The 12,822-nt window shown below is 56.2% G+C and carries 13 protein-coding genes; 6 read left to right on the forward strand and 7 right to left on the reverse strand.

The annotated features are described in order from the left end of the window. Both yihT and yihU read right to left on the reverse strand, forming a co-directional pair. Nucleotides 1–876, reverse strand: a complete 876-nt coding sequence (gene yihT / locus QLG09_RS21025) for a sulfofructosephosphate aldolase (protein WP_047356008.1) — start codon at nt 874–876, stop codon at nt 1–3. Between the two features lie 17 nt (nt 877–893). After that, complete coding sequence (gene yihU, locus QLG09_RS21030; RefSeq protein WP_049021834.1) at nt 894–1,784, reverse strand: sulfolactaldehyde 3-reductase; 891 nt, start codon at nt 1,782–1,784, stop codon at nt 894–896. Between the two features lie 155 nt (nt 1,785–1,939). On the opposite strand from yihU, the gene QLG09_RS21035 reads away from it, so the two are divergent. The 6 genes from QLG09_RS21035 to fabY all read left to right on the forward strand — a co-directional run bounded on the left by QLG09_RS21035 (nt 1,940) and on the right by fabY (nt 6,688). Continuing rightward, nucleotides 1,940–2,836 (forward strand): sugar kinase, encoded by an 897-nt coding sequence (locus QLG09_RS21035; RefSeq protein WP_049021841.1) that lies wholly within the window; start codon nt 1,940–1,942, stop codon nt 2,834–2,836. A gap of 34 nt (nt 2,837–2,870) precedes the next feature. Continuing rightward, a complete protein-coding gene (locus tag QLG09_RS21040; protein WP_020883978.1) occupies nt 2,871–3,671 on the forward strand; it encodes a DeoR/GlpR family DNA-binding transcription regulator in 801 nt (266 codons plus the stop codon). A gap of 122 nt (nt 3,672–3,793) precedes the next feature. Next, nucleotides 3,794–4,393 carry a glucose-1-phosphatase gene (gene yihX, locus QLG09_RS21045; RefSeq protein WP_014172238.1) on the forward strand — a complete coding sequence of 200 codons (600 nt, stop codon included), beginning with the start codon at nt 3,794–3,796 and terminating at the stop codon, nt 4,391–4,393. Continuing rightward, on the forward strand, nt 4,387–5,268 hold the full coding sequence (locus QLG09_RS21050; protein WP_014172237.1) for a virulence factor BrkB family protein: 882 nt from the start codon (nt 4,387–4,389) through the stop codon (nt 5,266–5,268). Before yihX ends, QLG09_RS21050 begins: the two co-directional genes overlap by 7 nt. Beyond that, nucleotides 5,265–5,702: a D-aminoacyl-tRNA deacylase gene (dtd, locus tag QLG09_RS21055; RefSeq protein WP_032679259.1), complete on the forward strand. Its 438-nt coding sequence runs from the start codon at nt 5,265–5,267 to the stop codon at nt 5,700–5,702. Before QLG09_RS21050 ends, dtd begins: the two co-directional genes overlap by 4 nt. Nucleotides 5,703–5,746: 44 nt before the next feature. After that, nucleotides 5,747–6,688: a fatty acid biosynthesis protein FabY gene (gene fabY / locus QLG09_RS21060; RefSeq protein WP_020883976.1), complete on the forward strand. Its 942-nt coding sequence runs from the start codon at nt 5,747–5,749 to the stop codon at nt 6,686–6,688. A gap of 28 nt (nt 6,689–6,716) precedes the next feature. Here the strand turns inward: fabY and QLG09_RS21065 are convergent, their stop codons facing one another. From QLG09_RS21065 to fdnG, 5 genes are all read right to left on the reverse strand, one after another. Continuing rightward, entirely contained in the window at nt 6,717–7,631 is a 915-nt protein-coding gene (locus QLG09_RS21065; protein ID WP_104440764.1) for an alpha/beta hydrolase, read from the reverse strand. Nucleotides 7,632–7,896: 265 nt separating this feature from the next. Then, entirely contained in the window at nt 7,897–8,826 is a 930-nt protein-coding gene (gene fdhE, locus QLG09_RS21070; RefSeq protein ID WP_040018302.1) for a formate dehydrogenase accessory protein FdhE, read from the reverse strand. Beyond that, the gene (gene fdoI, locus QLG09_RS21075) at nt 8,823–9,458 is read right to left on the reverse strand and encodes a formate dehydrogenase cytochrome b556 subunit (RefSeq protein WP_282489366.1); all 636 of its coding nucleotides are present in this window, start codon (nt 9,456–9,458) and stop codon (nt 8,823–8,825) included. The genes fdhE and fdoI overlap by 4 nt, the downstream gene beginning before the upstream one ends. Continuing rightward, entirely contained in the window at nt 9,455–10,357 is a 903-nt protein-coding gene (gene fdxH, locus QLG09_RS21080; RefSeq protein ID WP_282489367.1) for a formate dehydrogenase subunit beta, read from the reverse strand. Before fdxH ends, fdoI begins: the two co-directional genes overlap by 4 nt. 12 nt (nt 10,358–10,369) lie before the next feature. Beyond that, a partial coding sequence (fdnG, locus tag QLG09_RS21085) for a formate dehydrogenase-N subunit alpha (RefSeq protein WP_282489368.1) occupies nt 10,370–12,822 on the reverse strand: 2,453 nt, incomplete at its 5' end.

Below are 12,822 nucleotides of genomic sequence, written 5' to 3' on the forward strand. Positions count from 1 at the left end.
TTAACGGCGAGCCATCATTTCGTCGACAATCTCACCCAAACGCTGCAGTTTCGGCACAGAAATATCACGGAGCATCAGTTCCGTGTCCGGCAGGCCAATCACTGATGACCAGACGGCGCGGCCGGCTAAAAAGCCGGATGCACCCGCCTGCATGGCAACGCTCACCGCCCTTGGGAACAACTTATCGTCCACGCCGGATGAGAGGATCACCCACGGCATGGCGATGTTCTCGTTCAGTTTTTGCGAGGCAGTCAGCAATTCCTGCTGAGAGCCTTTGCCGAACAGGGGCATCTCCACTTTGTAGAGGTCAGCTCCGCTGTCTCCCAGCTCTTTTGCCGCGTCGATAATGGCCTGTTCACGATTAAACGTTGCGCCGCGACGCGGCGGGCGGACTACCGGCTCAATAATGCTAAGCAGTCCATTGTGATGGCACAGCTGATTGAACGCCTTCACCATCTCCAGACGCTGCTGCGGATCTTCGTCGCTACGCCACAGCACCAGTAGCTTCAGCGCTTTGCCGCCATCGCGCCTGACCGCCTGGGCATCAACGTTTTTATCGATGACGACGCTGTCAACGGGGATCCCGTTCCCCGGAATAAATTCGTCTGCTGCCACAATCATCGCGCAGCTTTTGGCAACGGCCTGTTGCTCTACGATCTGCTGGTAGCAAAACTGCTGATCGACAAGAATGGCGGAGGCATACGGCGACAGAATTTTGGCCGCGTTGACCTTAAAGTCGGTGAGATGCCGATCGGTGACCGGCACCGGTGCGCCCGCCGCAGCAAACATCAGGCGCATCGCTTCGCGCTGGTCAACGGCCAGCATCGCAAAACCGCCGGAAGGTCGGGTGATATCTTTCAGGGTGTACATCGTCATTCCTCAGTCCTTTCGTATCAGTGTGTTTTTTTCAGCCCGGCGGATGCGCGAACCTGTTCAAGAATGGCTGTCCAGTCTTCGCGCCCGCGTCCGGCGGCCCGCGCCTGGTTGTAGACTTCACGGGAGGCTGCGCCCAGCGGCATCGGGACGTGGAGCTGGTTTGCCACGTCCAGCGCGATCCCCAGATCTTTATGCGCGAGGTCGATCATAAAGGCCGGTGTAAGATCGCCTTTGAGCACCTTGTTAGGCCATGAGGTGGTGAAGTGGCCTTTGCCTGCTGGCGTACCGCTCATAACGCTGAGCGCCACATCGAAAGAGAGGCCGAGGGCTTCACACAGCACGGCGGCTTCAGCGGACAGCGCGTTCAGGGCAATGCTCATGTAGTTGTTAATAAGCTTCACGCGGATGCCCATGCCTGGCCCACCTGCGTTTATCAGTTCATTGCCCATCGCCATCAACACCGGCGTGGCACGTTCAACCTGCTGCGCGGTGCCGCCAGCCAGAAGGAGTAATGTTCCGGCGACGGCATGGTCCGATGTGCGTCCGACAGGCACATCCATCATGCTGAAACCACGTTCAGCCATGTCGCGGATCAGGGCATCGGTCTGTAGCGGGTGAATAGTGGACATATCAATGACCAGCGCTTCGCGGGATAACCCTTCGCAGACGCCTTGCTCACCAAACAAGACTGTGCGAACCAGGTCTCCGTTTGGCAGCATGGTGATGACAAATTCGGCCTCCTTTACTGCCTGTGCAGGCGTGGCTGCAGCCAGGGCTCCATGCGTCACCAGTGCCTGTATCGCCTGCGGGTTTACATCAAAAACGTGAAGCTGGTGGCCCTGTTTAAGCAGATTCGTTGCCATGGGCGCACCCATCTGTCCTAACCCGATAAAGGCAATTGCTGACATGCTTCTCTCCTGTCACATCGTGTCAATTATTGAGCGTTTGTGTTGTCTGTTTTTGATCGTATTTGTAATTTATAGTCAAAAAATTGACAGGGGTCACTTTTTAAACATTTCGTGAAATTAAAATGAGAGCATCAGAAAACGCAGAAGGAATCACCATGACTCGCATCGTTTGTGTCGGCATTACCGTGCTGGATCGCATCTGGTATCTCGATGATTTACCGAAAGAAGGTGGCAAATATGTCGCAAAAGACTATACGGAGGTGGGCGGCGGTCCTGCGGCGACTGCGGCGGTGGCGGCAGCGAAACTGGGGGCTGAGGTGGACTTTATTGGCCGGGTGGGTGATGACGATACCGGCAGAAGACTGCTCGCGGAGCTGGAGTCCCTGGGGGTAAACACGCGCTATACGCGGATGGTGAAAGGAGCCCGTTCATCGCAATCGGCCGTGCTGGTGGATGGCCACGGGGAGCGTGTCATTGCTAACTACCCCAGCCCCGATCTCCCGGCTACGGCGGCATGGCTGCAGGATATCGATTTTTCGCAATGGGATATCGTATTAGCCGACGTGCGCTGGCACGAAGGGGCTAAACAGGCGTTCACCCTTGCCCGCCAGCAGGGCGTCAGCACGCTGCTTGATGCCGATGTCACCCCGCAGGATATTGCTGAGCTGGTTGCCTTAAGCGATCACGCGGCCTTCTCCGCGCCGGGTTTGCGGCGTTTAAGCCAGCTGGACGACACGGAAAACGCGCTGAGAAAAGCACAAACGCTCACAAATGGACATGTCTACGTCACGCAAGGGCGTGAAGGGTGTTACTGGCTGGAGCAGGGCGCGCTTCGTCATCAGCCGGGATTTGCGGTCGACGTGGTGGATACCACAGGTGCAGGGGATGTCTTTCACGGCGCGCTGGCGGTGAGTCTGGCGCAGCAGGGGGATGCAACAGACGCGGTACGTTTCGCGAGTGCGGTTGCGGCACTGAAATGTACCCGGCCCGGCGGACGGGCGGGTATACCTGACTGTGATCAAACCCGCTCTTTTTTGTCACTTTTTGTATAAAATGCGGGGCGTGATGGTTTTCAGAGGACAGCCCATGAGCCTTACCGAACTGACCGGCAACCCGCGGCACGATCAACTGCTTACGTTGATTGCTGACCGCGGCTATATGAACATTGATGAACTGGCGCAACTGCTGGACGTCTCAACGCAAACCGTGCGCCGGGATATCCGCAAGCTGAGTGAGCAGGGGCTGATCACGCGTCATCATGGCGGCGCGGGCAGGGCATCCAGCGTGGTGAACACCGCGTTTGAGCAACGTGAAGTCTCCTTGACCGAAGAGAAGCGGGCCATTGCCGAAGCGATCGCCGACTACATTCCCGATGGTTCAACCATCTTCATTACTATCGGGACGACGGTGGAGCACGTTGCCCGGGCGCTGCTCAACCATAATCATCTGCGCATCATCACCAACAGCCTGCGGGTGGCGCATATTCTGTATAAGAACCCGCGCTTTGAAGTGATGGTGCCCGGCGGTACGCTGCGTCCGCATAACGGAGGCATTATCGGGCCTGCGGCGACGGCGTTCGTGTCAGGCTTCCGTGCCGATTACCTGGTGACCAGCGTCGGAGCAATTGAACACGACGGCGCGATGATGGAGTTTGACGTTAATGAAGCCAGCGTGGTGAAAACCATGATGGCCCACGCGCGACATATTTTACTGGCGGCCGATCATACGAAATACCACGCCTCTGCTGCCGTTGAAATTGGTAACGTGTCGCAGGCAACCGCGCTCTTCACCGATGAGCTACCGGGATCTGCGCTGCAAAATCATCTCAAATCCAGCAAGGTTGAAGTCGTTGAGGTGAATTCAGGCGACGAACAGCAGGCAGGCTAACCCTTCTTAATGGCCCGATATCCAGGCTCGGGCCTTTCCTTTCTGTAAGCTGAATCTGGCGCATAGCCAAACCTTATCTTTCCCGCTACAGTTACTTTTCCACGGCGAGCAGGAGATAAAAAATGCTTTATATCTTTGACTTAGGAAATGTAATCGTCGATATCGATTTTAATCGGGTGCTGGGCGCATGGAGCGACTTTAGCCGTGTCCCGCTGGCGACGTTAAAGCAGAGTTTCGCCATGGGCGAGACCTTCCATCAGCACGAGCGCGGCGAAATTAGCGATGAAGAATTTGCTGAACGTCTGTGTCATGAAATGGATGTGCCGTTAAGTTACGAGCAGTTTTCCCATGGCTGGCAGGCAGTGTTCGTCGCGATCCGCCCGGACGTGATCGCCATTATGCATAAACTCCGCGAGCAGGGGCATCGGGTTGTGGTGCTGTCGAATACTAACCGTCTGCATACCACGTTCTGGCCTGACGAGTATCCTGAGGTGCAGGCGGCGGCCGATAAAATCTACCTCTCCCAGGAGATGGGTATGCGTAAACCCGAAGCGCGTATCTATCAGGCGGTTCTGCAGGCGGAAGGATTTACCGCGGCCGATGCGGTCTTTTTCGACGACAATGCCGATAATATAGAGGGAGCTAACCAGTTGGGTATCACGTCAATTCTGGTGACCGGAAAGGAGACGATACCAAACTATTTTGCGAAGCAGTTATGCTAAAAACCGTTCATCAAAAAGCCACGCATCATACTCGTCCGCTCAGGGCGTGGCTGAAACTGCTCTGGCATCGCATTGATGAGGACAACATGACCACGCTGGCGGGTAACCTCGCCTACGTATCATTGCTCTCGCTAGTGCCGCTGGTGGCCGTCATTTTTGCGCTATTTTCCGCTTTTCCGATGTTTGCAGATGTCAGCCTGCAGCTTCGCCACTTTGTCTTTGCGAATTTTATTCCCGCCACCGGGGACGTCATACAGAACTACATTGAACAGTTTGTCGCTAACTCCAGCAAAATGACGGCGGTCGGGGCGTGTGGCCTGATCGTCACGGCGCTGTTATTGATGTACGCCATAGATAACGCGCTGAATGCCATCTGGCGGAGTAAAAAGGCGCGGCCCAAGGTTTATTCCTTTGCGGTGTACTGGATGATCTTAACGCTGGGGCCCTTGCTGGCCGGTGCGAGTCTGGCTATCAGTTCGTATCTGCTTTCGCTGCGCTGGGCCAGCGATCTCAATGGCGTTATCGATAACCTGTTGCGTATCTTCCCGCTGATTTTATCGTGGCTCTCTTTCTGGCTGCTGTACAGCGTGGTACCGACCACGCGCGTGCCTAACCGCGATGCGGTCGTGGGCGCGCTGGTCGCGGCATTGCTCTTTGAACTGGGCAAAAAAGGGTTTGCCCTTTACATCACCATGTTCCCGTCTTATCAGCTGATTTACGGCGTGCTGGCGGTGATCCCCATTTTATTTGTCTGGGTCTACTGGACCTGGTGTATCGTCTTGCTTGGTGCCGAAATAACTGTCACTCTCGGCGTATACCGCGAACTTAAAAAAGCAGCAGAAGCTGAAAAACAACAAGAAGCAGACCAACCATGATTGCATTGATACAGCGCGTAACCCGTGCCAGCGTCACCGTGGAGGGAGAGGTGACGGGTGAAATTGGCCCAGGACTTTTAGTGTTGTTAGGTGTCGAAAAGGATGATGACGAACAGAAAGCCAACCGCTTGTGCGAGCGCGTGCTGGGCTACCGCATTTTCAGCGATGCGGAAGGTAAGATGAACCTGAACGTTCAGCAGGCGGGTGGCAGCGTGCTGGTGGTCTCCCAGTTTACGCTGGCGGCCGATACCGAGCGCGGCATGCGCCCGGGTTTCTCTAAAGGTGCCGCACCGGATCGTGCAGAAGCCCTTTACGAGTACTTTGTGGCGCGTTGTCGTCACCAGGACATGAATACGCAAACCGGACGATTCGCTGCAGATATGCAGGTATCGCTGGTGAACGATGGGCCCGTCACATTCTGGCTCCAGGTATGAGCCAACTGGCGGCGTGGCCGCGGGTAACAAGAGAGAGTACAGCTATGTATCACCTTCGAGTACCGCAAACGGAAGAAGAGTTAGAAGCCTATTACCAGTTCCGCTGGGAAATGTTACGCAAGCCATTACATCAGCCAAAAGGGTCTGAGCGCGACGCCTGGGATGCGATGGCCCATCACCAGATGGTGATGGACGAAGAGGGTAACCTCGTCGCCGTCGGGCGTTTGTACATCAATGCCGATAACGAAGCTTCAATCCGCTTTATGGCGGTTCATCCTTCCGTGCAGGATAAAGGCCTCGGCACCTTGATGGCGATGACTCTTGAGTCCGTCGCCCGTCAGGAAGGGGTTAAGCGCGTCACCTGTAGCGCCCGCGAAGACGCCGTCGAATTCTTCGCCAAACTCGGTTTTGTTAACCAGGGGGAAATCACCGCCCCGCAAACCACGCCGATTCGTCACTTTTTGATGATCAAACCCATCGCTACGCTGGATGATATTCTCCATCGCGCCGACTGGTGTGGGCAGCTCCAGCAGGCCTGGTATCAGCACATTCCCCTGAGTGAAAAAATGGGCGTGCGTATTCAGCAGTACACCGGGCAAAAATTCATTACCACCATGCCGGAAATCGGCAATCAGAACCCCCATCACACCCTGTTTGCCGGCAGCCTGTTTTCACTCGCCACGCTGACCGGCTGGGGGCTAATCTGGCTGATGCTCCGCGAACGCCATCTTGGCGGCACCATTATTCTGGCCGATGCCCATATTCGTTACAGCGCGCCGATCAGTGGTAAGCCGAGCGCCGTTGCCGATCTTGGCGCACTTGGGGGCGATCTCGACCGCCTGGCGCGCGGGCGTAAAGCGCGCGTACAGATGCGCGTTGAGCTGTTCGGAGATGAAACGCCGGGTGCTGTCTTTGAAGGTACCTACATCGTTCTTCCTGCGAAGCCGTTTGGCGCGTTTGAAGAGGGTGGAAACGAAGAAGAGTAGGCTCCGGCGTCCCGGCATGATTGCCGGGCTAATTCCCCGCGCCGATCCGTCTGGCAATATCCCTCAGAAGATCGCGCGCAGACGGGCTGACCCCGCCAAGCTGGAAAAATCCATGGATAACCCCCAGCCACCGCTGAGCCGTACACGTGACGCCTTGCTCAGTCAGGCGCTGATATAGCGCCTCACCTTCGTCGCAAAGCGGATCAAACTCGGCAGTAATGATGTGCACGGGAGGCAGGCCGCTAAAATCCTTTCGCCAGAGCGGGCTCGCTTCAGGATGCTGGCGTTCCGTGTTGGCCAGATAGAGCTCATATCCGCTCAGCAGCGTATCGCGGGTGATGACGTAATCCGCGCCGTTACGGGTATAACTTTCAAAAGAGGCCGTGGCATCCAGCATCGGGTAGATAAGAATGAGCTGCGCAGGCTGCCAGAGTCCGGAAGACGTGAGCCGCAGGGCCGTCACCAGTGCCAGATGGCCTCCTGCGCTGTCCCCGCACAGGGTGATACGGTTTTTATCCACGCCAAACATATCCGCGTATTGCCAGACCAGATGTGCGCCTCTTTCTGCATCATCATGGGCGGCAGGGTAGGTATGTTCAGGAGCAAGTCTGTACTGGATCGCAATGACGCGGCAGTTGCCATAAAACGCTAACTGGCGCAGTTGATTATCGTGAGTATCGAAGCCGCCGCTGATAAAGCATCCCCCGTGGTAGTAGATAACGGTCGGCAGCTTTTCACCAGCATCTGGCGGAGAGAAGACGCGATATGTGATGCCTTCGAGGTTCAGCGTCTCTACGTCAACGCGCGTTTCTGTCTCACCGGCAAGCGCCGTGCTGGCAATATAGCCTGCTCTCCGGTCATCAATACTTTGGCTACGCGCAGAAGGGCGTCCTGCTGCGATGAACGCCTGAACCAGCGTATCAATCCCTTTTTCGAGTGCCATGTGGGCCCCTTTAATCTGTATGAATATACAGTGTTATAGCTCAGTTTGTTGTTGAGTGAAACAGGGAAAATGAGGCTGAAAACGATTCTGGAAAGCGGCTCGCAAAAGTAAACATGGATGTTAAATTTGGCTTTAGACCTGAATAACGCACGTGTAGTTTGCCTGCACAGTGATGCAGAAGGGTATGCGAGAGGAAGGCGAGGATGTTTCAGTCAACCAGATACAGGCCGGGCAAACCAACGTTGCCCGGCACTGTGAGTGGGGATTACTCCCCTTCACCCGGGAACAGGAACGGGTTAATAGAGCTGCGAGCAAAGCCCTCTTGCTCCATTTTGGCGTCCAGAATCAGCGAGGCGAGATCGTCGGCGACGGCTTCGACTTTCGGGTCTTTTTCCTGATAAAGGATCTTCAGGTAGGTACCGCAGTCGCCGCAGCTTTCAGCTTTGACCGCCGCGTCTTCATTTTCCAGCGACCAGTAGTTGAGATCGCGCGTCTGTTCGCAGTTGCTGCATTTAATGCGCACCACGTGCCACTCGGTTTCACACAGGTTGCAGTGCAGATAACGCAACCCTTGAGTGGTACCGATCTGCACCATGCTGGACACCGGCATTGAGCCGCATACCGGGCAGAATTGACGCGCTTCGCCGTATTCTGCGCGGGCTTTACCCGGGATCAGGCTGGCCATTTGCGCCCAGTAAAGCGACAACGCCGCCCAGATGAACGGCGCTTTATCGCTGCTGACCAGGGAGAAATCGGACGCAAACAGCGCGCTCGCCATCTCTTCCAGCTCCTGATCGGAGGCTTTTTCCAGATTCTCAATGACCGCCAGCGCGGTACCGCTCATCTCGGGTTTCAGCTCGGCAATCAGGGAGTGCAGCAGCGTATGCCAGTGCTTATCGCGCGGCAGAACGTGGATATCCAGCGGAGGCTTACCCTGCTCGCTGGCCTCTTTGATGCGCGCGGTCAGGTCAATTTGCAGCGGGTGGTCGTACAGCACCACTTCCTGCGCATGGGCAACCAGCGCGGCAAAACGCAGAAAATCGCCCAGTGGGTTGTTCTCTGCCAGCTCGCGCAGACGCTCTGCGCGGCGGTTATAGAGGTTCTTGAGTCTGGGGAATAACAACGGCGGAATATATTCCGCCGTGCGTTTCTCGCTCGAACCCAGCTCATCTTGCGGGATTATGCGAATACTCATTCAGATGACTTTTCCTGTTTCTGGCGGACCTCTCGGTACCAGCGCGGGTGATGTTTCTTCGCCCACGTACTGGTTACCCAGCCTTCCACCATCGCGGTAATGGTGCCTTTCACCCAGAGGGCGGCGTAAATATGCACCATGATAACCACAATTAACGCCACTGCGGCAAATGAATGCAGCATCAGCGCAAATCGGATCACCGGGATTGAGAAAGCAGGCGCAAAGTACGGACGCCAGATGATCACGCCGCTCACCAGCAACAGGACCAGGAAGATAATCGCCGCCCAGAATACGCACTTCTGGCCGAAGTTATAACGCCCGGTATCACCCACTTCCTCGTTGACGATGATCTTACGAATATTCTTCGCCCAAAAGATATCATCCCGATTGATTAGGTTATGGTGCCAGTATCGGAAAAACATGATGATGAACGACGCGAACATGATGACGCCAACAAACGGGTGCAGTATACGCGCCAGCTGTGGTGTCCCCATAATCTGCATCAGCCAGTTGAAGGAGGGGAAGAAGAACCCCAGCCCGCTTATCGCCGCCAGCATGAAGCAGAAGGCGGTGACCCAGTGGTTGATGCGTTCCGGCGCGGTATAGCGCACGATGGTGTCACGTTTTTTCATTTGCGCACCTCGTCTTTCTCTTCATGCAGGTTGTCGTCTTCCTCTTCCGCGCGGTTCGGACCGACACCGACATAGTGGAAGATGCTCGCTGCGAAGGTGGCAGCAAAACCCACCGCTGCCAGTGGTTTCCAGATGCCTTTCCAGAACTTCACGGTCGCGCTGATTTCCGGGTTCTCCGGCAGGCCGTGATACAGATTCGGCTTGTCTGCGTGGTGCAGCACATACATCACGTGCGTGCCGCCCACGCCGGCCGGATCGTACAGGCCTGCGTTGTCGTAGCCACGGGTTTTCAGTTCGCCCACGCGTTCAGCCGCCAGCGTTTTCATATCCTCTTTGGAGCCAAAGTGGATAGCGCCCGTCGGACAGGTTTTCACGCACGCAGGCTCCTGGCCGACGTTTACGCGGTCTACGCACAGCGTGCATTTGTAGACGCGGTTGTCTTCCGGGTTCATGCGAGGGACATCGAACGGGCAGCCCGCTATGCAGTAGCCGCAGCCAATGCACTGCTCGGACTGGAAGTCGACGATACCGTTAGCATACTGAATGATAGCCCCTTCTGACGGACATGCCTTCAGGCAGCCCGGATCCGCACAGTGCATACAGCCGTCTTTGCGGATAAGCCATTCCAGTTTGTCGTTCTGTTCCACTTCCGAGAAACGCATCACCGTCCAGGACTTGGCGGTCAGGTCAGCCGGGTTGTCGTACACCCCGACGTTGTGACCGACTTCGTCGCGCAGGTCGTTCCACTCCGAGCAGGCCACCTGACAGGCTTTACAGCCGATACAGGTGGTGACGTCGATAAGCTTCGCCACTTCCTGCTGGTGGTCCCGCGCCTGAGGCGCGGGGGTGAAACTATTGGTCGCGGAACGACGGATAATATCTTGCGATTGATAAGCCATAATTCGTCTCCGCTATACCTTTTCCACGTTCACAAGGAAGGCCTTAAATTCCGGCGTCTGCGTGTTCGCATCACCAACGAACGGCGTCAGGGTATTAGCGATAAACCCTTTCTTCGCCACGCCCTCGTAACCCCAGTGGATCGGGATGCCGATGGTGTCCACCTGCTGGCCATGTACGTTCAGCGTGCGAATACGCTTGGTCACCACCGCTTTGGCCTTGATGTAGCCACGGTTAGAGGAGACCTTCACGGTATCACCATGGGCAATGCCGAGCTTGTTCGCCAGCTTCTCGCCGATCTCCACAAACTGTTCCGGCTGCGCGATAGCGTTAAGCAGCGCGTGCTTGGTCCAGTAGTGGAAGTGTTCGGTCAGACGGTAAGTGGTGCCCACATATGGGAACTTGTCTTTTTTACCCAGCGCGTCGAAATCGCCCTTAAAGATGCGGGCTGCCGGGTTAGAGACCACGTTCGGGTGCAGCGGGTTGGTGCCCAGCGGCGTCTCAAACGGCTCGTAGTGTTCCGGGAATGGCCCCTCCGCCATCTTATCGATAGCAAACAGGCGTCCCATCCCTTCAGGCTGCATGATAAACGGCCCGACATCGCTACCTGGAGGGGCAGTACTGTAGTCCGGAATATCCACACCGCCCCATTTCGCGCCGTCCCATTTCAGCAACTGACGCTTCGGATCCCACGGATTACCCTGCGGGTCAGCGGAAGCACGGTTGTAGAGAATGCGGCGGTTCAGCGGCCATGCCCAGGCCCAGCCCAGCGTATTGCCGAGTCCTGACGGGTCAGCATTATCGCGGTTGGCCATCTGGTTACCTTTCGGCGTCCAGCTACCGGCAAAGATCCAGCAGCCACTGGCGGTCGTGCCGTCATCACGCAGGTGCGCGAAGGTACTGAGCTGATCGCCTTTCTTCGCCAGCACCGTCCCGGTGGCCGGGTCGATAACATCTGCCAGCGCTTTACCGTTGCTCTCCATCGCCACTTCTTCCGGCGCTGGGTTTTCCGGCGTCGAGTAGTTCCAGGTCATGTTCAGCACCGGTTCCGGGTTCGCACCGCCTTCTGCCGCATACATCTTACGCAGGCGTAAGAAGATACCGGCCAGGATCTCGCCGTCGTTCATGGCGATGCCCGGGGCGTCCGCACCTTTCCAGTGCCACTGCAGCCAGCGGCCGGAGTTTACGATGGAACCGTTCTCTTCCGCGAAGCAGGTAGAAGGCAGACGGAACACTTCAGTCTGAATCTTCGATGGGTCAACGTCATTCGACTCACCGTGGTTCTGCCAGAAGGTCGACGTCTCGGTGTTGAGTGGGTCAATCGTCACCAGGAACTTCAGTTTCGACAGCGATTCAACCACCTTGTTCTTGTTCGGGAATGAGGCGACCGGGTTAAAGCCCTGGCACAGATAGCCATTCACCTTGCCCTGATGCATCATCTCGAAGTACTGCAGAACGTCGTAACCTTTGTCCCACTTCGGCAGCCAGTCAAAGCCCCAGCTGTTTTCCGCTGTCGCTTTGTCACCGAAGAAGGCTTTCATCATCGAGACGAAGAACTTCGGATAGTTGCCCCAGTAGTTCACCTGACCTTCGAGCAGCGGTTTAGGCGTGCTGGCTGTGAGGTAGGTTTGCAGGTCGGTCTGTTTTTCGCTTGGCAGGTTCATGTAACCTGGCAGGCTTTGAGACAGCAGACCAAGGTCGGTCAGACCCTGAATGTTGGAGTGACCACGCAGGGCGTTCACGCCGCCGCCTGCCATCCCCATGTTGCCGAGCAGCAGCTGAACCATCGCCATGGTACGGATGTTCTGCGCGCCGACAGAGTGTTGGGTCCAGCCGAGCGCGTAGAGGAACGACGCCGTTTTGTCTTTCGCGCTGGTTTCGGCGATAAGCTCGCACACCTTCAGGAAGTCTTCCTTCGGCGTACCACAGATGTTTTCGACAACGTCCGGCGTGTAGCGGGAAACGTGCTCTTTCAGCAGGTTCCACACGCAGCGCGGATGCTGCAGCGTCGTATCACGCTTCGCAAAGCCTTTCTCGTCCAGCTCATAGTTCCAGCTGGTCTTGTCGTATTTGCGTTTTTCGGCGTCATAACCGCTGAACAGTCCATCTTCGAAGTGGTAATCCTCACGCACGATCAGGCTGGCGTTGGTATAGGCTTCGGTGTATTCGCGGTTATATTTTTCGTTGGTCATCAGGTACAGCAATACGCCTGACAGGAAAGTGATGTCAGTACCTGAACGAATAGGGGTGTAGAAATCCGCCACTGACGCAGTACGCGTAAAGCGGGGATCGATCACAATCAGTTTCGCACCGTTGTGGATTTTGGCTTCCATCGCCCAGCGGAACCCGACAGGGTGCGCTTCAGCGGCGTTACCGCCCATCACCACGATAAGGTTGGCGTTCTTGATGTCGACCCAGTGGTTGGTCATCGCACCGCGACCAAATGTTGGAGCAAGACTTGCTACCG

Origin of the sequence: Enterobacter sp. V89_11, assembly GCF_029967775.1 — a bacterium.
Taxonomy (GTDB): Bacteria; Pseudomonadota; Gammaproteobacteria; order Enterobacterales; family Enterobacteriaceae; genus Enterobacter; species Enterobacter ludwigii.